21 protein-coding genes and 1 pseudogene are annotated in these 24,711 nt (G+C 63.4%); 14 read left to right on the forward strand and 8 right to left on the reverse strand.

What is annotated here, in order from left to right; all coding sequences use genetic code 11:
• Positions 1-31: 31 nt before the first annotated feature.
• The gene (hisN, locus tag ACR65T_RS03635; protein ID WP_434495213.1) at positions 32-844 is read left to right on the forward strand and encodes a histidinol-phosphatase; all 813 of its coding nucleotides are present in this window, start codon (positions 32-34) and stop codon (positions 842-844) included.
• A 117-nt stretch (positions 845-961) separates the two neighbouring features.
• On the opposite strand, the gene ACR65T_RS03640 is transcribed toward hisN, so the two are convergent.
• From ACR65T_RS03640 to ACR65T_RS03655, 4 genes are all read right to left on the reverse strand, one after another.
• Complete coding sequence (locus ACR65T_RS03640) at positions 962-1,909, reverse strand: alpha/beta fold hydrolase (RefSeq protein WP_434495214.1); 948 nt, start codon at positions 1,907-1,909, stop codon at positions 962-964.
• Positions 1,910-1,987: 78 nt separating this feature from the next.
• Entirely contained in the window at positions 1,988-2,554 is a 567-nt protein-coding gene (locus ACR65T_RS03645; RefSeq protein ID WP_434495215.1) for a TlpA family protein disulfide reductase, read from the reverse strand.
• Positions 2,555-2,616: 62 nt separating this feature from the next.
• Positions 2,617-5,016 (reverse strand): TonB-dependent receptor, encoded by a 2,400-nt coding sequence (locus ACR65T_RS03650; protein ID WP_434495216.1) that lies wholly within the window; start codon positions 5,014-5,016, stop codon positions 2,617-2,619.
• Positions 5,017-5,077: 61 nt separating this feature from the next.
• Positions 5,078-5,470 (reverse strand): DUF2946 family protein, encoded by a 393-nt coding sequence (locus ACR65T_RS03655; protein ID WP_434495217.1) that lies wholly within the window; start codon positions 5,468-5,470, stop codon positions 5,078-5,080.
• 131 nt (positions 5,471-5,601) lie between these two features.
• On the opposite strand from ACR65T_RS03655, the gene ACR65T_RS03660 reads away from it, so the two are divergent.
• Positions 5,602-6,846 carry a helix-turn-helix transcriptional regulator gene (locus ACR65T_RS03660; RefSeq protein WP_434495218.1) on the forward strand — a complete coding sequence of 415 codons (1,245 nt, stop codon included), beginning with the start codon at positions 5,602-5,604 and terminating at the stop codon, positions 6,844-6,846.
• Between the two features lie 150 nt (positions 6,847-6,996).
• Positions 6,997-7,461 carry an Hsp20 family protein gene (locus ACR65T_RS03665; RefSeq protein WP_434495219.1) on the forward strand — a complete coding sequence of 155 codons (465 nt, stop codon included), beginning with the start codon at positions 6,997-6,999 and terminating at the stop codon, positions 7,459-7,461.
• A gap of 53 nt (positions 7,462-7,514) precedes the next feature.
• Here the strand turns inward: ACR65T_RS03665 and ACR65T_RS03670 are convergent, their stop codons facing one another.
• Entirely contained in the window at positions 7,515-9,023 is a 1,509-nt protein-coding gene (locus ACR65T_RS03670; protein ID WP_434495220.1) for a hypothetical protein, read from the reverse strand.
• 445 nt (positions 9,024-9,468) lie between these two features.
• On the opposite strand from ACR65T_RS03670, the gene gltB reads away from it, so the two are divergent.
• The 4 genes from gltB to ACR65T_RS03690 all read left to right on the forward strand — a co-directional run bounded on the left by gltB (position 9,469) and on the right by ACR65T_RS03690 (position 17,334).
• Complete coding sequence (gene gltB, locus ACR65T_RS03675; RefSeq protein ID WP_434495221.1) at positions 9,469-14,163, forward strand: glutamate synthase large subunit; 4,695 nt, start codon at positions 9,469-9,471, stop codon at positions 14,161-14,163.
• A 188-nt stretch (positions 14,164-14,351) separates the two neighbouring features.
• Positions 14,352-15,500, forward strand: coding sequence for a diguanylate cyclase (locus tag ACR65T_RS03680; protein WP_434495222.1), 1,149 nt, complete (start codon positions 14,352-14,354; stop codon positions 15,498-15,500).
• A 199-nt stretch (positions 15,501-15,699) separates the two neighbouring features.
• The gene (locus ACR65T_RS03685) at positions 15,700-17,118 is read left to right on the forward strand and encodes a glutamate synthase subunit beta (RefSeq protein WP_434495248.1); all 1,419 of its coding nucleotides are present in this window, start codon (positions 15,700-15,702) and stop codon (positions 17,116-17,118) included.
• A 6-nt stretch (positions 17,119-17,124) separates the two neighbouring features.
• Positions 17,125-17,334, forward strand: a complete 210-nt coding sequence (locus tag ACR65T_RS03690) for a hypothetical protein (RefSeq protein WP_434495223.1) — start codon at positions 17,125-17,127, stop codon at positions 17,332-17,334.
• A 56-nt stretch (positions 17,335-17,390) separates the two neighbouring features.
• Here ACR65T_RS03690 and ACR65T_RS03695 read toward each other — a convergent pair whose 3' ends face one another.
• Together ACR65T_RS03695 and ACR65T_RS03700 are read right to left on the reverse strand one after the other, a co-directional pair.
• A complete protein-coding gene (locus tag ACR65T_RS03695; protein ID WP_434495224.1) occupies positions 17,391-18,119 on the reverse strand; it encodes a L,D-transpeptidase in 729 nt (242 codons plus the stop codon).
• Between the two features lie 82 nt (positions 18,120-18,201).
• Positions 18,202-19,518 carry an SGNH/GDSL hydrolase family protein gene (locus ACR65T_RS03700; protein ID WP_434495225.1) on the reverse strand — a complete coding sequence of 439 codons (1,317 nt, stop codon included), beginning with the start codon at positions 19,516-19,518 and terminating at the stop codon, positions 18,202-18,204.
• 139 nt (positions 19,519-19,657) lie between these two features.
• On the opposite strand from ACR65T_RS03700, the gene ACR65T_RS03705 reads away from it, so the two are divergent.
• The 4 genes from ACR65T_RS03705 to ACR65T_RS03720 all read left to right on the forward strand — a co-directional run bounded on the left by ACR65T_RS03705 (position 19,658) and on the right by ACR65T_RS03720 (position 22,417).
• Positions 19,658-20,134: a hypothetical protein gene (locus ACR65T_RS03705; protein WP_434495226.1), complete on the forward strand. Its 477-nt coding sequence runs from the start codon at positions 19,658-19,660 to the stop codon at positions 20,132-20,134.
• A gap of 27 nt (positions 20,135-20,161) precedes the next feature.
• Positions 20,162-20,869 (forward strand): ribonuclease T2 family protein, encoded by a 708-nt coding sequence (locus ACR65T_RS03710; protein WP_434495227.1) that lies wholly within the window; start codon positions 20,162-20,164, stop codon positions 20,867-20,869.
• Positions 20,870-20,874: 5 nt separating this feature from the next.
• Positions 20,875-21,720, forward strand: a complete 846-nt coding sequence (locus tag ACR65T_RS03715) for a 23S rRNA (adenine(2030)-N(6))-methyltransferase RlmJ (RefSeq protein ID WP_434495228.1) — start codon at positions 20,875-20,877, stop codon at positions 21,718-21,720.
• 100 nt (positions 21,721-21,820) lie between these two features.
• On the forward strand, positions 21,821-22,417 hold the full coding sequence (locus ACR65T_RS03720) for a glutathione S-transferase family protein (RefSeq protein WP_434495229.1): 597 nt from the start codon (positions 21,821-21,823) through the stop codon (positions 22,415-22,417).
• Between the two features lie 68 nt (positions 22,418-22,485).
• On the opposite strand, the pseudogene ACR65T_RS03725 reads toward ACR65T_RS03720, so the two are convergent.
• Positions 22,486-22,707, reverse strand: a pseudogene (locus ACR65T_RS03725) (LysM peptidoglycan-binding domain-containing protein); the annotation flags it as partial.
• A 339-nt stretch (positions 22,708-23,046) separates the two neighbouring features.
• Here ACR65T_RS03725 and coaD point away from each other — a divergent pair.
• The 3 genes from coaD to ACR65T_RS03740 are packed head-to-tail and all read left to right on the forward strand — an operon-like array spanning position 23,047 to position 24,630.
• Positions 23,047-23,571, forward strand: a complete 525-nt coding sequence (gene coaD, locus ACR65T_RS03730) for a pantetheine-phosphate adenylyltransferase (RefSeq protein ID WP_434495230.1) — start codon at positions 23,047-23,049, stop codon at positions 23,569-23,571.
• Positions 23,572-23,580: 9 nt separating this feature from the next.
• Positions 23,581-24,132, forward strand: coding sequence for a peptidylprolyl isomerase (locus ACR65T_RS03735; RefSeq protein ID WP_256035792.1), 552 nt, complete (start codon positions 23,581-23,583; stop codon positions 24,130-24,132).
• Between the two features lie 42 nt (positions 24,133-24,174).
• Entirely contained in the window at positions 24,175-24,630 is a 456-nt protein-coding gene (locus tag ACR65T_RS03740; protein ID WP_029650543.1) for a peptidylprolyl isomerase, read from the forward strand.
• The last annotated feature ends 81 nt before the right edge of the window (positions 24,631-24,711 follow it).

Raw genomic sequence — 24,711 nt, forward strand, 5'->3', positions numbered from 1 at the left:
GGGCGCTCGACGCGCCCCGCTGGGAGCTGGCATGACCGCCGTTGATTTCGAGAAGTTCGTTGAGCGCCTCGCCGACGTTTCGGCGGAAGCCATCATGCCTTTTTTCAGGACCGCGCTCGCCGCCGACGACAAGGCGCATGGCGGGGCGTTCGATCCCGTCACGGAAGCCGACCGCGGCGCCGAACTCGCCATGCGGCGGCTGATTGAGGCGACCTTCCCCGACCACGGCGTCTATGGCGAGGAATTCGGACACTTACGCGAAAACGCCGAATATGTCTGGGTGCTTGATCCGATCGACGGCACCAAGAGCTTCATCTGCGGCCTGCCGCTGTGGGGCACGCTGATCGGCCTCACGCATCGCGGGCGTCCCTGCTACGGCCTGATGAGCCAGCCGTTTACCCGAGAGCGCTTCTTCGGCGACGGCGAGGCCGCGTATTGGCGCGGGCCGGCGCGCGGGCCGGGGGGCGCGCGCGGCGTTCTTGAGACGCGCAAGATCGCCACGCGCCACTGTCCAAAGCTCGCGCAGGCGACGCTGATGACGACCTCGCCGCTGCTGATCGATCCGGCGCTGCGCGAGCATTTTCACCGCGTTGAGCGCGGGGTGCGGCTTTCCCGCTACGGCGGCGACTGCTACGCCTATTGCGCGCTTGCAGCCGGCCATGTCGACCTCGTCATCGAGACGAATTTGCACCCCTACGATATCGTCGCGCTGATTCCGATCATCGAGGGCGCGGGGGGCGTCGTCACCAACTGGAGCGGCGGCGCGGCGGCGCTGGGCGGCGCCATCGTCGCGGCGGGCGACCCAGCGCTGCACGAAGAGGCGTTGAAGCTGCTCGGCGATTAGCGCGTCTGGAGCGCTTCCCCATCACATGGAATCATGTGATGGCTAGGGAATCACTCAAATCATAATGTTGGAGTAGGTCCTCGTCGAAAAAGTCTGTCAACTTTTTCGGAACCTGCTCTAGGAGACGCGCGCTTCGCCCGGAATGAAAGCGTCAAAGCCGCGCCAGAACTGACTGCGAAACTCGTCGCGCTCCATCATGAGTTCATGCTTGGCGCCGGGGACCATCGCGAGAACGCCGCTGTCGAGATTTTGAGCGAAACGCTCGATGGCGGCGTTAGAGACGATCATCTCGCGCCCGCAGCCGAACATCAGGATGGTCGCGCGGATGCTTCGGGCATAGTCGGGCGATTCGAAGCCCCTCATGAGACGGAAGGCGGCGTTGACCCAGCCGATCGTCGGATCGCCGATGGCCAGCTGCGGCGCCACCCTGAGAATGGCGGCGTTTCGTTCGAAGCGGACCCGATCGGTGGTCAGCAGATTGCCTTCGAAGGGCTTCTCGATAAAGGAGGCGCCGGTTCCGCCCGGAATGTACATGCCGCCCAGTCCGCACATGTCGAGCGTGTCAGCGAGCCAGCGTGAGGCGCGCGGAAACCGCAGATTGGCGAGATCAATCATCGGGGCGGTCAGCACGAAGCGCTGGAACGGCGTTCGTCCTGCATGCGCCGCGTCCAACAGGATGGCCGCGCCCATTGAATGGGCGAGGGCGAACCAGGGCTGCGGCCGGTCGCTCAACACCTGGGAGATGAAAACCTCCAGATCGCGCTGATATTGCGAGAAGTCGTCGATATGGCCCTTGCGCGGGTCGGCGAGTTCGCGTTCCGAGCCGGCCTGGCCGCGCCAATCGAGCGCGACCACGTCGAGGCGGCGACTGCGCAACTCCTCGATGGTCTCGAAATATTTTTCGATAAATTCATTGTGGCCCTGAAACAGCGCCACCGTGCCGCGCGCTCTCTCGCTGCAGGGAAAAGCGGCGGCGCGCAATCGCCGGCCGTCTCGCGTCTTCAGGGTGTAAACGGCGGCGCCTTCGGGGATCGGGTTGCCGGGCGACGCGACAAGTTCTCGCATGGGATCTCCTCGGCGCTCTGAGGCCGAATCTTCGCGCCAAGATAATGCATTTTGGCGACAAGGCCGAACGGCGCCGTTTCAATCGGCGCAGAAGGCGGCGAGACGCTGGGGTTCCGCGAAGTTCAGTCTGCCGCTGACGATGGCGTCGACCCGTCCGGAAGCGCCGATGAAATAGTGGAGAGGGGTAACGACGCCGCCGTCGGCCGTCGCGCCATAGAAGGCCCGGGCGCTCTTTGCCTTCGCCACCTCGGTTTTCGTAGAATCGCCGACGCGAAAGATTTTCCAGGGCAGGCCGTAGGTTTTGAACTTCGCCGCATCCTTGGGGTAATCGCTCGCGCGCGCCGAGACGAAGACGATGTTCCAGCGATCCGGGCAGGCGGCGGCGATCGCCTTGAAGCCTTTCATTTCAGCGAGACAATTGGGACACCAATATGCCCACAGGCTTACAAGCGTCGGCCGGCCGTTCGCCATCAGCGCGCGCAGATCGAGCGGCGCGCCGTTTGCGCCGACGAGATCGACCTCCCCCACAGAAGCCTTCATCTCATCCTCGGAAACCGCGCGCGGCGCTTGCACGCCGACGATTTCGGCGTGCGCGCTGTTGGCGAAAAGCGCAGCCAGCGCCAGGGGGACCAAGAGATGCTTCATCAGAGGCCTCCAGAAGAGAGAGAGACGCATGCGCGTCTCTCTCGTGTAGCAGCTTCGGTCGGTCAAAACCGAACCGTGAGGCCGGCGACAAAGTTGCGGCCGATTCCCGGCACTGGTCCGTAGTTGAGCGGATTGCCGGTGACTTTCGTTAGGGTGAAATAACTTCCGCCGAGCGGCGGATAGTAGAGCTGATCGAACAGGTTCTCGACTGCGAAATCGAAGCGCATGGTTCCCCAGTCGTAGGCCGTCCGCAGATTGACCAGCGCATATCCGCCTGTCTTCAATTCGTTGCGGGCGACGGAAACATGCGTCTTGCTATCGACCAGTTGCAACTCGACTGCGCTCGTCCATCCGCCCAAACGGTGCTCAAGCGCGCCCCGGGCGGTCAACGGCATGATGTGATAGAGGCCGTCGCCCTTGGAGAAGTTTCGCGCCAGTAGATAACAGGTAGCGCCGGACAGGCCGCAAGCCGTGTAGTTTGGCATGTCGAGGTCCTTGCCGTAGACGTAGCTGATGCTGCCCGTGGTCGAGAACAGTCCGTATTCTGGGGTTTCCCATAGCTTTAGACGGCCGGAAACGTCGAAGCCGTAGATTTCCGCCTTGTGGTTGCGGAACTGAAGGATGGGAAATACGAGTCCTGACGGTCCGGTGAGATTGCTGACGCGATCGGCGTCGATGAAGTTTTCGATATAGCTATAGTACGGATTGACTCGCGCCTCCCAATTGCCTTCGGGATCGATCCAAGAGCCGACAATCCCAAACGTATGCGCGACCTCCGGCTTGAGGTCGAGATTGCCTGTGTAGCCGTTGAGGTCGCCGAACCAGTTGACCATGGCGGTCGCCATCGACCCTACGCCCCACGCGTACCGCTCATAAAGATTTGGTGAGCGGGTCTTGCGCGAATAGCCGATTTCATAGGTGCTGACCGCGTCGGGCTGGTAACGCGCCCTGGCGACCATGTCGAAGTTCACGTCGGTGCGGGCGTGATTGCGCGCATTGAAGATTCGGGAGGCGGTCGCATCGGGGTTCTGCATGTACATCATCATGCCGCCCATGCCGCCCATGCCGCCCATCATGCCCATCGGAATGGGATTGCGCTGATCATAGGGAGAGGAGTTGCCCGTCGTCATCCACACGACGTCGTTGCGAAAGCCGAGGAGCGTCGACCATTGCGGCGTCCAGGCCGCCTCCCACTCGGCGTAATGGCCGACGCGATTGCGCTGGCCATTGTTGATGTTCCAGTAGGTGTACGGGCCCATCATCATCATGGTCGAGCTGTAGACTGGCTCCCACCAGTCGTTGAGCCGAAAGCCGTGATACTCGCTGCCCAGCCGCAACAGGTCATGGCCGGAGAGCTGCGTGAAGGGAATTTCAGTCTTTACCGAATAGCCGAAATCATGCGCGATGGTGTTCATCGGCATGTTGGCGGGTTGCTTGTCGTTGAGGAAGCCCATCGTATGGGTCACGTGATGCCAGAAGGCGCGCGCGTCCACGAGGCCCCAGTCATAAGCGCCCAGATATTTGCCTTCGGCGGTGTAGCCGCGGTTGCCGGTCATATCCATCCGCTGATTGGGATAGCCTTGATAGGGGATGTGCTCGACGGCGCCCCTGATCGAGAAGAGATGCCCGTTATATTGGTAGGCGCCGGTGAGCGAGTGCTGTTCCGAGATAAAATTGGTCGACAGCACTTTCGCGCCGTTTCCGCCCTGATGATAATCCGTCGCGCGCGACCAGGCGCCGTTGTAGAGCACGCTCCAATGGTCAGTCGCAACATTGGTCGTGCCGGCGACGCTGATGCCGTTGTAATTGGAGCGAAAGAAGGCTGACACGACGCCGGTCGCCAGCAACTCGTTCTGATTGCCGAAGCGCAGGCCTTGACCGGTGAACGGCAGGAACGGCGGATAGGGCGAGCCGAGCAGGAAAGGTTCGACCGGCGCCACGATGGGCGGCGGGAGCGGCGCGCCTGGCGGCGGCGCAAAAACGGGTTGTTTCGGCGTCACGATGATCGAGCCGCCGATCGAATCGCCGCCTTTGCTGACCGGCATCACGCCAGAATAGACTTCGATTTTCTGCACATTGTTCGGATCGATATAGGAGAGCGGCGGATTCATATGATTGGCGCAAGCCGAAGTCGGCTGAACGCCGCCCACGATGATCTTCAATCGGTCGTCGGCCATGCCGTGAATTGCTGGAAGGCGCGAAACGCCGCCAGCTTCGTACATGCTGACGCCGGGAGTGTTTTCCAGGAGCTTCGTCGTGTCGGCGATCGCAGGTTTTTCATTGTCGATTTCCTTTTGATCGACAATCTTGACGTCGCTTGGCTTTTCCGGCGTGGCTGGCGCCGCGCGTTGCTGCGCGCCTACGACGATTTGCGGAAGAGCGACTTGGGCTTCGGCGGTTGCGAGCGACGCGAGAACCAGCGCGCACGCGCTGGCGCCGCGCAGTAGAGCGGTACGTTGCATTGAATGAGATCTCCTGGTCCGCCGGGCGGCCGGCGGTTGAAACAGTGCGAGTTTTGTTTCGTCAGGAGAGCGTAGGAGGCGCGCGCGATCGCGGTTCGCCGGGACGGCGACGTTCGCGCGGTTCAAAAGGCCAGGCGTCGAAAAAGACAAGCGGGATCGGCGGCTGTTCGAGCCGCGCGATCGGCGGCCTTTCGGAAATGATCGGCGGAGTTCCGATCGGGCAGGCGCCGCAGTGTGCGTGCCAGCCGTGCGTCGGCGCGCGGCTCGGCGCCGTCTCGTCCGCGGCGGGGTGACTTGTGACGCAGAACTCTTGCGTCGCCGACAGGGCCGCATGCGGCGCGATCGTCGCCTGCATCAATGCCGAAACGACGAAAAGCGTCGCAGCAAGAAAGGCGCGCAGGCCTTTCCGCCTTGCGCCCGTCTTTGCTGTCGTCGTTGAAGCCGAAGGTGACATGCCGCCGCGCCGATTCATTTTGTGCAACTTAGCCGCTACGTTTTTCTCCGGTTCCCCCCGATCGGGAGGGTGACGCTCGGCATTTACGTAAATTCTTGTCATTGTTGCAGTTGCGCAACACAGACGCTAAGGTGCGATTGATTGGCGCCCTGGTGTTTCTGCAGATTCTTCTAGGGCTCCAGGGCAGTGTGACGTTTCGCTGCGCGGCAAGCGCCAACGCGACGACCGGCTTTGCGAAGGTGTGGCGAGAGGTCGCGCCGGGTGAAGACATGACCTCGACAAAAGATGCGGAGGCGAGCGTCATCGTGGCGATCAAAGCTGCGGGCGCCGAAGCACAGCACTGGCCAGATGCGCTCGACGAGATTGCGCGTTTCCTAGATGCGCGTTTTGCGGCGCTGCTGTTCGAAGACCGTTGTTCGGCGCTGTTGGAGCTCAAGCATTCGACACGCGCCGAGAAAGCGTGGATCGTCGAATATCTGCGCAATCATCGCAAACTCGATCCGGTCAAGGCGCGAGTCCTGGCCGAAATTGGCGTCGGTCGGGCGTTCTCGTCGGAAGACTTCGTCTCGCGGGACGAGCTTCATCAAAGCGGCGCCTACCAACGCTGGATGGCGCCCTTCGGCCTCGCCGATGTGATCGGCGGCGTCATTCGTCGCTCCGAGACGGGCGGTTGCCTATTCGTCGCCTTTCGCGATGATTCCGCAGGTCTCGCCGACATCGAGGCGAAGAGGCGCCTAGACGCGCTTCTGCCGCATCTCGCGAAGGCCATCGCGCGGCACAAGCCGGCGCCTGACACATCGGCTCTCGTCGAATTGTTCGAGGAGCTGACGTCGCCCGTGCTTGTCGTCGACAGCAGGATGCGCGTTGTCCATCGGAATCGCAGCGCCGACGAGATGCTCGGCGAAGGCGATGCGCTGGCGATCTGCGGCGAAACGCTGACTCTGCGCGATCCGCGCGCAAAGGAGGCTTTGGAGCATGCGCTCGCCCAGATCAGCGGCGCTGATGCGGAAGCCTTCGCGATCATGGTAAAACGCGGGGAGTCGCGCTGCTGCGTGATGCATGTGCTGCCGCTGTCGAACGGACTGACGGCGCTGTTTCTGCGCAGGCTCGCGCTCAACTCCAGCGAGGGTGGAGCCGTCGCCGCGGGCGTGTTCGGCCTCACCGCCCGCGAGAGTTCGGTGCTGCTCGCCATCGCCGAAGTGGGCGGCGTCCCGGCGACCGCGCGCGCGCTTGGTCTGAGCGAAGGAACCGTCAAGGGCTATCTGAAAAGCATCTTCCAGAAGACCGGCGCGAGCCGTCAGGCGGATCTGGTCAGGCTCGTGCTGGCTCTCGAGCCGCCCTTTCGCGCGCCCGAGCGCCATTCGCTGACGGCCTGAAATTCTGTGTCGCCGGATCCCGCCGGGCGCCTCTTGAACGACGCCGCAGCGCTTCCTAAATCGTTGCCAGCGCGGGCCGTAACGGACGCGCTAAGAGGCGCGGCGCGATAACGCTAGCGCGCCGCATGTCGCTCAACTGGAGGATATGTCATGCGTCAGTTCGATCTCTCTCCGCTGTACCGCCAGACGGTCGGCTTCGACCGTCTATTTAACCTGCTCGATCAGGCCAGCGGCTTCGAGACGTCCCAAAGCTACCCGCCTTACAATATCGAGCGCACGGGCGAGAACGCCTATCGCGTGACCCTCGCGGTCGCGGGCTTCGGGCGTGAGGAGCTGTCCGTCGAGACCAAGGAAAACACGCTGTCGGTCAAAGGCTCGAAAGAGCCGGCGCAGCCTTCCGACGGCCGCGAGGTCCTGCATCAGGGCATCGCCGCACGGGCGTTCGAACGTCGGTTCCAGCTTGCCGACCACGTCGTTGTAACCGGCGCCAGCCTCGTCAATGGCTTGCTGCACGTCGACCTTGTGCGCGAGATTCCGGAGGCGCAGAAGCCACGCCGCATCGACATCGGCGTGACGACCCCGGCCGCGACGATCGTCGAGTCCAAGGCTGCGTAACGGCGGAAAATTTGAGGAAAATGCCAGAGGCGCCCTTTCGGGCGCCTCTCTTATTATCCGCCGGTCTTCGGCTTCGCGGCGTCCTCGGGCGTCTTCGCCGTCGCTGAACCCATCGGGGCGGAAGCTGGCGGCGTCAACGCCGTCGGGGTCAAGACAGTCGTGCCGCTCGCGCCTGACGGCGGGACGATCGCCCGGCGCGAGGAGCCTCCGGCGGCGCGGGCGGCCGCTGCGCGCTTCGCAGGCGTGGAGACGCTGTGCGACGGAGCGGCGGGCTTTTCGGCGATCTGCTCCGCTGGAGGCGCGGCGCTTGGCGCATGATCAGCCGAGACCGGCGCCAGCGATGTGGGGGCGCTTTCAGGGCTTTGCGGCGACTGCTGCGTCGCTTGCGCCGGCGACGGCGCGCTGGCGGGCTCGGCTTTCGGCTCCCCAGACGCCGAATCCGCCGGCTTATCGGCGGGCGTTTCCTTGGCGGCCTGCGCCGACGGCGGAGCCGCGCCAGAGTCCGGCGCCTTTTCTGCAGAGGCCCGCGCCGGCTTAGCTGAGCTTTCCGTGGTTGGTTGCGGCCCCTGTGCGGCTTCCGCTGGCGCCGCGGCGCTGGCTTCGTCGGACTTCGGCTCTGACGGAGCCGAAGACGTGGCCGAAGACGTGGCCGAAGAGGTCGCCGGCTTGTCGCCAGCGGTCTTATCGGCTGTCGCCGCCGGAGGCGTCGCCGTTAAATCGGCGCCCTTCTGTTCCGGGCTCGACGCTGGCGGCGTCTCGGCGCCCGACGCGGGCGCCGTCCTGGCGCTCTGAGCGTTCGGCTTGGGCTCCTGCGACTGACTGGCGGCAGGCGCAGTCTTGGGCACGGTCGAACTAGCCGCGGTCGGCGCCGGAGCAGGGGAGGCGGCGGGCGCGATCGCAATCGGCGCCTCGGGGGTCGCTACGGGCTTCGTCGTCGGGGCGATTGCGCGCGAACTCTTCGGCGCCGCCCTTTTTTGCGCCGCCCGAGCGCGCTGTTGGCTGGCGCTGTTTGGCGCCTTATCCGCCAAAGCTGCGCCGCCGGGCTGCTGGCGTCCGCGTTCCCCATTCGGGTAGGGGCCATTGTCAAAGCCGCGAGCGGCCGGGCCGGGGCCAACCGCCCCGGGACCGGCGGATCCGGAACCCCCGGCGCCGCCCGGCGGCGCCACATAAGCATCGCCGCCAGAAGGACCGTAAGCGCCGCCATAGCGTGGTCCCCGATCATACATCGGCGGAGGTCCAAGTCTCACCGCGCGCAAAATACGGCCCTCGTAGGGGTCGATGATAAAGCGCATCTCGCCCTCGCGGCGACTGACGCCGGTGGCGACGATCTGATCGCCTCGGCGACCGAGCGGTCCGACCAATTGAAAGCCGGTGCGCCCGAGGATCGAAGCGACGGCGGGACGGGAGGCGAAGGCCGGCGGGCCCTCGTCGGGAATTCGAGCGCGGAAGATGTTGGCGAACGGCCGAAAGAAAAACTGCGCGAAGGCGTGCTGCGGAACGGCGGCGCTTGCCGCCAGCGCCAACACGAACGGCAAAACCGCTTTCCTATTGAATGAGCGCATTGTTTCTTCCCTATAAGCCCTCTCGGCCGCGCGGATGCTCTGACAACATTGCGGCGAGCATTGGACCGCCAAGCGCCCAAAGCCCAAGCGGTTGCTTGTCACTTCAGCGCAAATCTGGCAGTAATTTAGCCCGCAGATATGTCAGCGTTGCTGACCTTAAAGCGGCGCTCGCTTTTGGAAGCTCTGTTTCATTTTCATGGTCGCTGCTCGACACGCGCCCCGGCCAACGTAAATGAGAGGGCTCGCAAAGTGGCGCGTCCCTTGCCTTGCGCCCGAACGCGAGACGAGGACGCGAGGGATTCGCAATCGTTGCGAAACCTGCGTTACGGGAATGCGAGAGTCGGGCTGCGACGATTTCGGTCACGCCCATGACAGTTTTATGGTTCGATGAGCGGGCGGGAGGGGCGCAGGAAAAGGCGCGCGGTCCTGTCGAGGAGACGCCGAAATGACGAAACCCGCCGAGCACTTCGCTGAAGCCGGACCGCAGCCGCTCGGCCGCGACCCCGCTCTTCCGCAGGCGCAAGGGCTTTATGATCCCGCCAAGGAGCATGATTCCTGCGGGGTGGGCTTCGTCGCCAACATGCGCAACGAGAAGTCGCACGCCATCGTCGAGATGGGCTTGCAGATATTGCTCAATCTCGATCACCGGGGCGCCGTCGGCGCTGATCCCAAGCTCGGCGACGGTTGCGGCATCCTGCTTCAGATCCCCCATGAGTTCTTCAAAGCGGAGTGCTCGAAGCTCGGCATCGAGCTTCCCGGCCCCGGCGATTACGCCATCGGGCAGTTTTTCTTGCCGCGCGATCCCGAAACGTGCGCGCGTGCGCGCGGCATCATCGAAAAATCGATCGAAGAAGAGGGGCTCGTCGTTCTTGGTTGGCGCGATCTTCCCGTCGATTCGAGCGATCTTGGCGAGGCGGTGAAGGCCGTCGAGCCGCATCACGTTCAGATCTTCATCGGGCGGGGGCCGAACGTCGCTGACGCAGACATCTTTGAGCGGCGCATCTATCTTGCGCGCAAGGCGGCCTCGAACGAAATTTACCGGCTCGGCAACGGCGGACGGGAGTTTTACGCCGTCTCGGTCTCCTCGCGCACCATCGTCTACAAGGGCATGGTGCTCGTCTCGCAGCTCGGCGAATATTTCCTCGATCTCAAGGACGAGCGTTTTATCTCGGCGCTGGCGCTCGTGCATCAGCGTTTCGCGACGAACACCTTCCCCTCCTGGCGGCTTGCGCATCCCTATCGCTTCGTCGCGCATAACGGCGAAATCAACACGCTGCGCGGCAATCTGAACTGGATGGCGGCGCGCCAGGCGTCCGTCTCCTCGCCGCTGTTTGGCGACGAGATCAGCAAGCTATGGCCGATCTCCTATGAGGGCCAGTCCGACACCGCCTGCTTCGACAACGCGCTCGAATTCCTTGTGCGCGGCGGCTATTCGCTCGCGCATGCGGTGATGATGCTGATTCCGGAAGCCTGGGCCGGCAATCCGCTGATGGACGCCGACCGCAAGGCTTTCTACGAGCATCACGCGGCGCTCATGGAGCCGTGGGACGGTCCCGCCGCCATGGCCTTCACCGACGGGCTCCAGATCGGCGCGACGCTCGACCGAAACGGGCTGCGGCCGGCGCGCTATCTCGTCACCGACGACGGTCTCGTCGTCATGGCTTCAGAAATGGGCGTGTTGCCGATTTCCGAAGAGAAGATCATTACCAAGTGGCGTCTCCAGCCGGGCAAGATGCTGCTTGTCGATCTGGAGCAGGGGCGCATCATTTCCGACGACGAGATCAAGAAGGAGCTGTCGAACTCTCACCCCTACAAGGAGTGGCTGGCGCGCACGCAAATTCAGCTCGAGGATCTGAAGCCCGTCGATACGCGTCCCGCGCGGTGGGACGTGTCGATGCTCGACCGTCAGCAGGCCTTCGGCTACACGCAGGAAGACCTCGATCTTTTGCTTTTCCCAATGGCCGTCACAGGCCAGGAGGCGATTGGCTCGATGGGCACGGACACGCCCGTGTCGGCGCTCTCCGACAAGGAGAAGCTGCTCTATACCTATTTCAAGCAGAACTTCGCGCAGGTGACCAATCCGCCGATCGATCCGATCCGCGAAGAGCTGGTCATGAGCCTTGTGTCCTTCATCGGTCCGCGGCCCAACATTCTCGACCACGAAGGCTCGGCGAACAAGAAGCGCCTCGAAGTGCGCCAGCCGATCTTGACGAGCGAGGATCTCGAAAAGATCCGCTGGATCGGCACGGTCGAGGATAGTTTCGACACCAAGACGATCGACGTCACTTACGACGCCGCAAAGGGCGCCGAGGGCATGCACGCCGCCATCAAGCGGCTCTGTCAACGCGCCGAGGAGGCGGTCAGCGGCCGCTACAACATCATCATCCTCTCGGACCGCATGGTCGGGCCGGATCGCATTCCAATTCCCGCTTTGCTCGCGACCGCGGCGGTGCATCATCATCTGATCCGCAGAGGACTGCGCACGTCCGTCGGCCTCGTCGTCGAGAGCGGCGAGGCGCGGGAGGTGCATCATTTCTGTTGCCTCGCGGGCTACGGCGCCGAGGCGATCAACCCCTATCTTGCGTTTGAGACGCTCATCGCTTCGGCGGCGGAGTTTCCCTCCGACGTCGACGGTCCAACGGCCGTCAAGCGCTTCATCAAGGCGGTCGACAAGGGGCTGCTCAAGGTGATGTCCAAGATGGGCATCTCCACGTACCAGTCCTATTGCGGCGCGCAGATCTTCGACGCCGTCGGTCTTGCGCAGAGCTTTATCGACGAATTCTTCACCGGCACGACGACGCGCATCGAAGGCGTCGGGCTCGAAGAGATCGCGCGCGAGACGGTGCGTCGCCATCGCCTCGCCTTCAGCGACGCGCCCGTCTATAAGGAGGCGCTCGACGTCGGCGGCGATTACGCCTACCGCATCAGAGGCGAAGCGCACAGCTGGACGCCGCAAACCGTGTCGCTGCTGCAGCATGCGGTGCGCGGCAATGCGCAAGACAAATATCGCGCTTTCGCCAAGCTGCTGAATGAGCAGGACGAGAAGCTTCTCAATCTGCGCGGGCTGTTCCGCGTCAAAGGCGCCGAGGAGGACGGTCGCAAGCCGATTCCGCTCGACGAGGTCGAGCCGGCAAACGAGATCGTCAAGCGCTTCTCGACGGGCGCCATGTCGTTTGGCTCCATCTCGCGCGAGGCGCATACGACGCTCGCCATCGCCATGAATCGCATCGGCGGCAGATCGAACACCGGCGAGGGCGGCGAAGAGGCGGATCGATTCAAGCCGCTGCCGAACGGCGATTCGATGCGCAGCGCCATCAAGCAGGTGGCGTCTGGCCGCTTCGGCGTGACGACGGAATATCTCGTCAACGCCGACATGATTCAGATCAAGATGGCGCAGGGCGCAAAGCCCGGCGAAGGCGGCCAGCTGCCCGGCGACAAGGTCGACGCGGTCATCGCCAAGGTGCGCCACTCGACGCCCGGCGTCGGCCTGATCTCGCCGCCGCCGCATCATGACATCTATTCGATCGAGGATTTGGCGCAGCTGATCTTCGACTTAAAGAACGCCAATCCGCGCGCCGCCGTGTCGGTGAAGCTCGTTTCGGAAGTTGGCGTCGGCACGGTCGCCGCCGGCGTCTCCAAGGGCCGCGCCGATCATGTGACGATCTCCGGCTTCGAGGGCGGCACCGGCGCTTCGCCGCTGACGTCGATCAAGCACGCGGGCTCGCCGTGGGAGATCGGGCTCGCCGAAACGCATCAGACGCTCGTGCTGAACAATCTGCGTTCGCGCATCGCCGTGCAGGTCGACGGCGGGTTGCGGACCGGCCGCGACGTGGTGATCGGGGCGCTGCTCGGGGCCGACGAGTTCGGCTTCGCGACGGCGCCGCTCATCGCGGCGGGCTGCATCATGATGCGCAAATGCCATCTCAACACGTGCCCGGTCGGCGTCGCGACTCAGGATCCCGTTCTGCGCAAGCGCTTCGTCGGCTTGCCGGAACATGTCATCAACTTCTTCTTCTTCGTCGCCGAAGAAGCGCGCGAACTCATGGCCTCTATGGGTTATCGCAGCTTCGACGAAATGATCGGGCAGATGCAAATGCTCGACAAGGAGAAGGCGATTGCGCATTGGAAGGCGCGCGGCCTCGATTTCTCCAAGCTGTTCTTCAAGCCGCAGGGAGAAGGCGGAGCGATCCGTCACAGCAAGACGCAGGATCACGGCCTGGATAAGGTCCTCGACAACAAGCTCATCGCCGGAGCGCGCGCGGCGCTCGATCGCGGCGCGAAGGTTTCCCTCGAAACGCCGATCCGCAACGTCGATCGCGCCACGGGCGCCATGCTCTCCGGCGAAGTCGCGCGCATCTACGGCCATGCGGGACTGCCCGAGGACACGATCGACATTCGCGCGACGGGCACCGCGGGCCAGAGCTTTGGGGCGTTTGTCGCGCGCGGCGTGACGCTGCGTCTGGAAGGCGAAGCCAACGACTATGTGGGCAAGGGCCTCTCGGGCGGCAAGCTGATCATCTATCCGTCGCGCGACGCCGGGCAGATCGACCCCTCAAATTCGATCATTGTCGGCAACACCGTTCTCTATGGCGCCATTGCCGGCGAATGCTATTTCCGCGGCGTCGCCGGCGAACGCTTCGGCGTGAGAAATTCGGGCGCGCTCGCCGTCGTCGAGGGCGTTGGCGATCACGGCTGCGAATATATGACGGGCGGCGTCGTGGTGGTTCTTGGGCAGACCGGCCGCAACTTCGCGGCCGGCATGTCGGGCGGCATCGCCTATGTCCTCGACGAGGACGACGCGTTCTCGACGCGTTGCAATCTCGCGATGGTCGACCTCGAGCCGGTGCGCGATGAGGAGGCCGTCATGACCGAGACCTATCACCAGTCCGGCGATCTGGAAGGCCATGGCCGCGTCGACGTGATGAGCGACATGACGCGCTTCGACGCCGAGCGGCTGCGTCAGCTAATCGCCAATCACCTGCGCTACACCGGCTCGACGCGGGCGCGCGACATTCTCGCGGATTGGCCAAATTACGTGGGCAAGTTTCGTAAGGTGATGCCGGTCGAGTATCGGCGCGCGCTCAATGAAATCAACGCGCGCAAAAATCAGCCGCAACAGCTGAAAGCTGCGGGCGAGTGACCTGGGCGACGGATGAGCGGAATGCTTGCGCGTAGCCTTTGCCTTTGTCAGCAGTGATTGTTAAAGAGAGGGAGTCGGACTAACCTGCTTTAAACTCTGCGGTTTTTCCTTGACGGCGGCCGGGAAGCCTGATGCGAGACGACTCGAGAGTTTACAGCTTGCCGCGCTGGCCTGCGATGCGCTGGCTCGTGAACCCTGGGCATGGCGCGACTCGCGACATCCAGGTGGCGTTGATTGGCGGGTTGTTCGGAACCCTGCCAGTCTTCTTTGGCGGCGTCATCAATACGATTGTCGTGTCGGGAGCGATTGCCGCGCGCGAACAGACGCTGCCGTTCATCGCTTGGTTCGCCTTTGAATTCGTGCTCGGAGTCGTGCGTCTGATTGTTTTGGCCGTCTCGCGTCGCGCCGCGCTCGCGCATCGCCCCACGCCCACGGATCTTTACGTGCTGCTTCAGCTGCTCTGGAGCAGCGGCGTCGGCTACGGCGCTTTCATTAGCCTCGCGAGCGGCGACTGGGTTGCCGCGACGCTCGCCTGCCTTTCTGGGTCCGCCATGGTCGGCGGCATCGGATTTCGAAATTTCGGCGCGCCTCGCCTCGCCGGCGCAATGATCCTGACGACTCTCGGCCCGTTTTTGGCGGGCGCGGCCCTCTCGGGCGAACCGTTGCTTTATCTCGTGTTTCTGCAGGTGCCTCTCTATCTCGCCGCCATGATCGCCGCCGCCTACAATCTAAACAAATTGCTTGTCGCGACGATGCAGGCCGAACGCGTGAACGACCATCGCGCCAAGCATGATGCGCTCACCGGCCTGTCGAACCGTGTCGGGCTCGCCGCCGCGGTTGACGCGAACTCGAAAAGCGCGCCGATCCAGGGCGGCGATTTGGCTGTTCTTTTTCTTGATCTCGACAACTTCAAGGCGGTCAACGATACGTACGGACATGCCGCCGGAGACATGCTGCTCAAATCGGTCGCGGAGCGCCTCCGCCAGTCCTTGCGCGCGACCGACGTGGCGGCGCGGATTGGCGGCGACGAATTCGTGGTGCTCGCCAAGAGTTTGACGAGCGAGCAGGCGGCGGAGCTCAGTCACCGGCTGACGAATTCCATATCGGCGCCTTATGACCTCGGCGACGGTGTTTACGCGACGATCGGCGTAAGCGTCGGCGTCGCTCTGGTGACGGAACATGGCGCAGACGCGGAGGCGCTACTCGCAGTGGCCGATGAAGCGCTTTATGAGGCCAAGGCTCAGCGGCAGGTGAAATTGCTGCACACCCTCGTTAAGGAGGATCGGTCTCGCCGCATCGCGCCGGCGGCGCGCGGCATGCGCCCCAGCACTCAATAGTGGATGCTGGCGACCGTCAGCTCATGACGCGGAAGCTTCGCGGCTTGACGGCGACCCCTCGAAAGCGTTTAGAAAACATCCAAGATTGCGACAGCTCGGGGCGCTCGGGAAAGCGAATAGGCTTTTCCACGCGAGACTGCCGCGCCGATGAGAATTGCCGTTGCCGCCGCGACGCGCGGCGCGAGAGGTGCGCGACAAGATGGGTAAGGTGACCGGGTTTCTCGAGATCGACCGGCATGACCGCAAATATAAGCCGGCGGCCGACCGCATTCGCCATTATCGCGAATTCGTCATTCCGTTGTCGGACGAGACCACGCGCAGCCAAGCCTCGCGCTGCATGGATTGCGGCATTCCGTTTTGCCACAATGGCTGCCCGGTCAACAATCAGATTCCCGACTGGAATAACCTCGTCTACCACGGCGAGTGGCGGCGCGCGCTCGTCAATCTCCATTCCACCAACAACTTCCCGGAGTTCACCGGCCGCGTCTGTCCGGCGCCCTGCGAGTCGTCCTGCACGCTGAATCTCCAGGACCAGCCGGTCACCATCAAGACCATCGAATGCGCGATCATCGACCGCGGATTCGAGCAGGGCTGGGTCGTTCCCGAGCCGCCCAAGCGCAAAACAGGCAAGAAGATCGCCGTGGTCGGCTCCGGGCCGGCGGGACTTGCGGCGGCGCAGCAGCTCGCGCGCGCCGGCCATGACGTGCATGTCTACGAAAAGCAAGCCAAGGCCGGCGGCCTCCTGCGCTACGGCATTCCCGACTTCAAGATGGAGAAGCGCCTCATCGACCGTCGGGTTCAGCAGATGGAGGCGGAAGGAGCGGTGTTTCACTGCGGCGTTCATGTCGGCGTCGATCTGTCCTCCGACGCGCTGGTCGCCGGCCATGACGCCATTGTCCTCGCCGGCGGCGCCGAACAGCCGCGCGATTTGTCGATCCCCGGCCGCGAATTGCGCGGGGTTCACTTCGCCATGGATTTTCTGCCGCAGCAAAATCGCCGGGTCTCGGGCGAGCCGCTCTCAACCAACGAGCCGATCCTGGCCACCGGCAAACATGTCGTGGTCATCGGCGGCGGCGACACCGGCTCGGACTGCATCGGCACCTCGGTGCGCCAGGGGGCGCTTTCGGTCACCCAGCTCGAAATCATGCCGCTTCCCCCCGAGAAGGAGAACAAGCTGCTGACGTGGCCCGACTGGCCGCTGAAGCTGCGCACCTCCTCCTCCCACGACGAGGGTTCGTCGCGCGAATTTTCGGTGCTGACGCGGGAATTCGAGGGCGCGGACGGCGCCGTGAAGGCGCTGCGCTGCGTGCGCGTCGACGGAAAGATGCAGGAGGAGCCCGGAAGCGACTTCAAGCTTAAGGCCGATCTGGTGCTGCTTGCGATGGGCTTTGTGTCGCCGGTGCGGGAAGGCTTGCTCGAAACGCTCGGGGTCGATCTCGATTCGCGCGGCAATGTCGCGGCGGACACGCGCGCCTATCGGGCGTCTCGCGAGAGGATCTTCGCCTGCGGAGACATGCGGCGCGGACAATCGCTCGTCGTCTGGGCCATTCGCGAGGGACGCCAATGCGCCCACTCGGTGGACGAATTCCTGATGGGCGAAACCAATCTGCCAAGGTGAGAGTAAATGGTCAGTGAAAAGCTAAATCTCTGGTATTGTGACACCTTCGTCAGCACGCCCTGGCAATTTTACTTTCTCATCGTGCCGCTCGTAGGGGCCTTCTTTTATGGGCGCGAGAAATACAAGCTCGCCTGGTCGCTGATCGGCTTTTGGGTCGCCGCTCAAGTGATCTTTTCGGCGCTCACCAATCTCGTGTTCAGTTGCTCGCTCGAATAGGCGCAAAATAAAAAAGGCCCCGGCGATCGGGGCCTTTCGTTTGACAGAGAGCCGGCTTACAGCACGACGACCGTGGCGCCCACCTTCACGCGGCTGAACAGATCGGTCACGTCGTTGTTCAGCATGCGGATGCAGCCCGATGAGACCGCCTGTCCGATCGTCCAGGGCTCGTTCGAGCCGTGGATGCGGAACATCGTGTCGCGATTGCCCGAGAAAAGATACATCGCGCGCGCGCCCAGCGGGTTGTCCTCGCCGCCAACCATATGGCGCGGCAGATCGGGACGGCGCTTCAGCATCGCCGCCGGTGGCGTCCAATCCGGCCAGGCTTCCTTGCGGCCGATATGCGTCCGGCCTTTCCAGGTGAAGCCCTGGCGGCCGACGCCGACGCCGTAGCGCACGGCCTGTCCGTTCGGCAGCGACAGATAGAGATAGCGATTGTTCGTGTCGACGGTGATGGTGCCAGGACGCTCATTGGTCGGATCCTGCACAATCTCGCGCGTCGTGGTCGGATATTCGCGCGCGAGCCGCGCGTCTTCTTGATCCCCGTAGTAGGCCTGCGGGTCCTGCGCGGCGTAATTAGCCTGCTGATCCTGGTCGCCATAATAGGCTTGCTGCTCACGGGCGTCATCGTAGGACGCGGTCATTTCCTGCGCGCCCGCCGACGGATCGAACAGCGCCATGAAGGAGCTTTCCTGAGCGTTGACGGCGGACGACGAAAGTCCCGCGAACGCGGCGACTGCGGCGACTTTCAGAAAGCGGCTGGCGTTGAATTGACGGCGGGACATGACGGCGGCTCCACAATTTCTCTGTCGTGCAGAGAGAATGCAGAACCATCGAAAAGCGTTCCGTGCGCCAACGCACAAATCGTTAGCGCGGCTGAGAAGGTGCGTTTGCCGCGGGGCGCCAGCTGTAGTCGTCGGCGCGGTTGCTGCGTGGATTCTGGTCCCCGCCGTCGATGAAAACATGTCGCGCGAGCGCCTGCGCGGGCGTGCCTGCGTCCGCCGCCGCTTTGCTGGCCGGGGTTCGCCTGGCGAGCTCTGTCGCCGCTCCGGCGCCCGTCAGTTGCTGCGTCGGGCCAACGGCAGGTCGTTCGGGCAAGCTCGGCGCCGCCGACGGCCCGCCCACGGGCGAGCGGAATACGATCGGCCGACCGTCCGCTGGCGCCGCCGCCACTGGCTGCTGTGGCGGAGTCACGCCCGCCGCCTCAGGTTGCGGCGTCCCTGGCGCGTCAGCGACCGGGGCCTGCTGGCGAGAGGCGTCGTAATATTTCTTGATCTCGCCTTCGACGAAATGGGCGACGCTGCGCGCGCCGGCCTCGGTGAAGTGCACGCCGTCCGCAGAGCGCAGCTTGACGATCTGGCCGTTGATGTCCGGCCCGAAAGCGCTGTACTGCCCATGTTCGTCGGTCATCGCCTCCCAGAGATCGACATAGGGAATATTGGCGTGAGCCGCGCGCGCCTTAAAGATTTCATTGAGCTGCGCCATGTCGGCGGACAGGCGCTCGTTCTTCATGACCGGCAGACCGACCCAAATGACCGGAATATTCTTTTCCTTGAAAGCCGCGATCACCGCGTCGACCCGCGCTGCGTAGATTTCGCGCCAGCGCGGCGACAGCGGCTCGATGGACTCTTGGCCCTGCTGAATCGCTTGACGGTCATTGCTGCCGAGCATGACGACGGCGACATTGATCTTTTGCGGGTCGGCGGCGATCTCTTTCGCCGCCTTGGGCCAATCGTAGAAGTCTTCGCGTACGAGACCGCTGCTTTCCCGGCCTTTTCGAAGGATGGCGACTTCTGGGCGATCCGAAAACCCGTTTTTCAGGCCGTTTGCGAGAAGCAGTCCCAGAGTGTCGCCGATCGTCGCGACAACGAACGACGGCTGGGTAACGGTCGTGTTCTGAGACTGGTCCGAGGCGGCGCCGTCCGTACGCTTCGCCGCGCGGCGCGGATTATCCGTCTGGCCGTGCCAGTATGTCGGCGCGCGATTCTCGCGGTGCGGCATGATCCGTCGCACCCTCGGCTCGCCGCGAGGCCCCCAACCACGCTGCGGATGGCCGCCAAAGATGCCGCCAAAGAATTCCGTAAAGGGGTCCTGCGCGAAGGACGCGCCGGGCGTCGCGCTCGTCAACAATGCGCCAAGGAAGAGCGCCATAACGCGGCGCAGGGTCCGTACGTTCCTAGACATGGAGGCCATTATAGCGCGTCCTGGACGCCTTGGCATCCTGGTTGCGATTCTTCGCTTAATTGTGTGGCGCATAGCCTTGACGCATGGAGCTGTTTTGGCGTCAATCGTCGGCAACTGGGCGGGATTTAGGAGAAGCGAGATGCGGCGCCGTAACCGGGAGTCTGGCGGAGTTTGGACGCGAGCCGCCGCGACCGCGCTTTTCGCGCTTGCCGCGGCCGCGGCGGCCGCCCAGCCCGCACGCGAGGAAAATCCGCCGGCGGAATTTCGAATTCTGCCTTACTCAGGACTGACGCCCTACTGCATCGACCCGACGATTCTCAACGAAGTCGTCAAGGGTTTTGCCGCAAGAGAAGCCTGGTTCTGGAATTCGCCTCTGGTCATTGTGGCCTTTGACGGCGTCGAGGACATCGGCGCCCGCAACAATGGCCTGAGCTATATTCCCCGTCGCTATTGTCGCGCATTGGCGCTTTTTAACGACGGCGTGAGACGCGAGGTCGTCTATAATATCGGAGAATCCTTGGGCTTCATCGGCGCAGGACCTGGCGTGACATGGTGCGTCGTCGGGCTGGACCGTAATCATGCCTTCAGTCCTAATTGTCGAGCCGCAGGACCTTAGCGCGTCCTATTTGCAGAGTCGTTTGAAATGAGAAGAGTTTTCATTCGTTGCGCCGCATGGGCGTTACTGGTCGGCGCGGTGGCGTCGGGCGGATTTTTCGGCGCTATCGCGAAGGAAGGCGACTGCACGGCGGAGGATTGCGCGACTCGCGCGGCTTCGCCGGCCGGCGCGGCGCGCGACTTCGACTTTTACGTGTTGGCGCTCAGCTGGTCGCCCGGCTTCTGCGAAAGCGTCGAGGGCGCGCGCGACCAATGCGAGCCGGGAAAGGGACTCGGCTTCGTCGTTCACGGGCTCTGGCCGCAATATGAAAGCGGCGTCCCGAGCGAATGTCCGGGCGCGCGCTCTCCATCGCGCGTCGCGCTCGAAAAAGCGGCAGGCTTGTTTCCCGACGAGCGGCTGGCGCGCTACGAGTGGCGCAAGCATGGAGTCTGCAGCGGCAAAAGCCCGAGCGATTATTTCGCCGATGTGGCGCGCGCCCATGCGGCCGTGGCCATCCCGCCGCTTTTCGTCAAACCCGCGCGCGACCAGACCTTTACGCCGATCGACGTCGAGCGCGCCTTCTACGAAGCCAATCCACGGCTGCGGCCCGGCATGATGGCGGTGTCGTGCCGGCGGGGCGTTATGGACGGCGTGCGCATCTGCCTGTCCAAGGACCTGCGCGAGTTTCGCGCCTGTCCCGCCGTTGCGCAGCGCGGTTGCCACGTTCGAGAAATCAGCGCGCCCGCGCCGCTGTAGCGCATATGAACTATCGCCACGGGTTTCACGCCGGCAATTTCGCCGACGTCTTTAAACATGCGCTGCTTGCGCGCCTCTTGGTCTATCTGAGGCGCAAGGAGACGCCGTTTCGCGTCATTGATACGCACGCGGGAGAGGGCGCCTATGATCTTTCAGCGGAGGCGGCGGAGCGCACGCGCGAGTGGCGCGGCGGCGTTGGACGTCTCGCTGATCTCTCCGGCGCGAGCGCGGAAGTTCGCGCGCTGCTTGCGCCCTACATCGATTGTCTCGGGCCGCGCGATCACGAGGGACGGCCCGCGCTCTATCCAGGTTCGCCGGCGATCGCGCAGAAATTGATGCGCCCGCAGGACCGCGCGATTTTCTGCGAGTTGCGGCCCGACGCCTTTGCGGCGCTGCGTCGCCGGTTCTCGCGCGACGAGCGCATCAAGGCGATCCATATCGACGGCTATTTGGGGCTTGGCGCTTATGTTCCGCCAAAGGAGCGGCGCGGGCTCGCGCTGATCGATCCGCCTTTCGAGCGCGAGGACGAGTTCGAAGCCGCATTCGATGCTTTGCATAAGTCCTATGCGAAATGGAGTTCCGGCATTTACGCCTTGTGGCATCCCTCGAAGAGCGATGGCGACATTCGGAAATTGCACAATTGGCTGAGAGAAAGCGGCATACGGCGCATTCTGCAGCTTTCGTTGAGCATTGGCGGGGACGGTGAGGGGTTGCGCCGCTGCGGGATGGCGGTCGTCAACCCGCCCTTCGTGTTCGAAGAAGAAGCGCGAACACTGCTTGCCTTTCTCGCTGCACGGATGGCGCAGGGCGAAGGCGCGGGCTACGAGATTGCCTGGCTCGCAGGCGAATGAGCTGATGCGCACTTAGCAAGTCCATCCGGCGGAGGCCGCAAAAGTTGACGGTCCCCCATAACGCCGTTGTGGGTTTCCTACACGGATGATAGGAGCGGCCATGCTCGTTCTGCGCTCTCATCCCGCTTCGCCCTACGCCAGGAAGATCCGAATCGCCGCCGACCTGCTCGGCTTGTCGGAAAGGATCGAAATCGCGACCGCCGATGCGGCCGATCCGGCCGACAGTCTGCGTCGTCAGAACCCGCTCGGCAAAATCCCGACTTTGGTTTTGGAGGACGGCTCGTCGCTGTATGACAGTCGGGTCATCGCCGAATATCTGGATCATCTGGCCGGCGGCGGGCGGATCATTCCGACCGAGGCGACGGCTCGCTTCGCGGCCTTGCGGCTGCAGGCGCTCGGCGACGGCGTCAACGACGCCGCTCTGTTGATCCGCTATGAGACCTTCAATCGCCCGGAAGCCATGCGATATGCTGAAGCGATCGCGCTTCAGCAAGGCAAAATCGATCGGGCGCTCGGCGCGCTCGAGGCCGCCCCGCCGGCCGGTTCGGTCGACATCGGCCATATCGCGGTCGCCTGCGCGCTGGGCTATCTTGATTTGCGTTTCGCCGGCGCATGGCGACAGGAACATCCCGGTCTCGTCTCGTGGCTTAAGGAATTTGCGCGCGCCGTCCCCGCCTTCGACGCGACGAAGGTCTAAATTCGGCCCTAGCGCTTATGGCGCTGTCCGGGATCTGCTCCGCCCAGAAGCAAAGCTGTCGGCTAGCCCTATTTGCTGGCGATTTCGCTTGGAGGCTTCCAGTCGCCCCCGGCCGAGGGACCAGTCGGCGCGTCTGGGATGCGCAGGCGTTGACCCGGTTGGATCTTGTCGGGATCGGTCAGCATCGGCCGATTGGCTTCGAAGATCTCCATATATTTGGCGCCCTTGCCGGCCCCGTAATGCGCTTCGGCGATCTTCCACAGCGTGTCGCCTGGCTTCACGACGTAGAAGGTCTCTGTCGCGGACGACCCTGCGGCCGCGGGCTTCTCTTCGGCCTCAGGGGTAGCCTCGGCCGTTTTCTTGAGCGCGTCTGGGGCAGGCCCCGGTTTGCCTTTTCCGGTCAGAAAATCCAAAAGTCCCATGCTGGAGTCTCCTTCATAGGTCCGGCCATTCACGCCGGATGCGCCCGATCTATTGTAGCGCTCCGCTCGCAACGCGCGAGTGTTGGCGCGTCCGAAAAGCAGCGTCGGGGCGCGACTTTCGGGCAATCGTCGGCGGCGCGCAGCGGGTTGTGGCGGCGAAGGCGCTCAAGTCTCGCGAAACCGCGCAAAATCTCCTATACCGCTGCGATGATCGCGACCTCTGCCGCCACCGCGCGGACGGCCCTCTACCCCGGCACGTTCGACCCGCTGACCTTTGGCCATCTCGACGTGATGGGGCAGGGCGGGGCGCTGTTCGACAAGATCGTCGTTGCGATCGGCGTGCACCACGGCAAGGAGCCGTGGCTCTCTTTCGACGAGCGCGCGGCGGTCATTCGCGAGGCCTGCGCCGGGCTGGGCGCGTCTTGCGGGTTCGAGGTCGCGGGCTTTGACGGACTTGTCGTCGAGGCGGCGCGCCAGCACGGCGCCTGCGCCATTCTCCGCGGTTTGCGCGATAGCGCCGATTTCGACTATGAGATGCAGATGGCGGGGATGAACGGGACGCTCGCGCCCGACATTCACACGGTTTTCCTGCCTGCTTCGCCAAGGCTACGCCACGTCAGCGGAACCTTCGTGCGCCAGATCGCGGCGCTTGGCGGCGACGTGTCGGCCTTTGCGCCGGCCGCCGCCGTCGCCGCACTCAAACGCGCTATAAAAAGGCGCGGCAATACATAGGGAGGCTTCATGAAACTCACCCGCCGTCTGCTTCTTGCCGCCGCGGCCGTCGCCGCGCTTAGCGCCGCGCCCGTTGGAGCGGCAGATGATCATCTCCTTTATCTCGACACGAAAGATGGCCGCGTCACCATCAAGCTGCGGCCTGATCTCGCGCCCAAGCATGTCGAGCGCATCGAGAAGCTCGCGAAAGAGCATTTCTACGACGGCATCGCGTTCCATCGCGTCATCGACGGTTTCATGGCTCAGGCTGGCGATCCCACGGGGACGGGCATGAGCGGCTCCCGCTATCTCGATCTTAAGGCGGAGTTCTCGAATACGCCGTTCAAGCGCGGCGTGCTCGGAATGGCCCGTCAGCCGGGCGACAACGACTCCGCCAATTCGCAGTTCTTCATCGTCTATGCAGACGCGCCGCAGCTCAACGGCAAATACACCGTGTTCGGCGAGGTGGTCTCGGGCATGGATGTCGTCGACAAGATCAAGAAGGGTTCGAAGTCCAATAATGGCATGGTCGATAATCCCGATAAGATCATCAAGATGCGCGTCGCTGGCGACGAGAGCTGAGTTCAAGAGCCGCTACGCCTGCAAAAATCAAAGGAAATGATCATGACCGAAGCCGCCGACACCATGACGCTTGAGACGACGAAGGGACCGGTCGTCATCAAGTTTCGTTCAGACCTCGCGCCCAATCATGTCGCGCATATCAAGAAGCTCGTTTCGGAAGGATTCTACGACGGCATTGTCTTTCATCGCGTGATCGACGGCTTCATGGCTCAGACCGGATGCCCGCGCGGCACGGGCACGGGTGGATCGCAATATCCAGACCTCAAGGCCGAGTTCAACAGCACGCCGCATGTGCGCGGAACCTGCTCGATGGCCCGCGCGCAAAGCCCCGACAGCGCCAATTCGCAGTTCTTCATCTGCTTCGATGACGCGCGCTTCCTTGACAATAAATATACGGTCTGGGGCGAGGTGATCTCCGGCATGGAGAATGTCGATAAGATCAAGCGCGGCGAGCCGGTGAAAGATCCAGACAAGATCGTCAAGGCGACATTGGGTTGATCGACTGACGCGACAGGTCGAGCCTTTGGTCAAGCATGCGCCCCCGCCTTGGGCGCATGTGCAGTAAAGACCTGAGTTGGA

Source organism: Methylocystis sp. (assembly GCF_051061285.1).
Taxonomy (GTDB): Bacteria; Pseudomonadota; Alphaproteobacteria; order Rhizobiales; family Beijerinckiaceae; genus Methylocystis.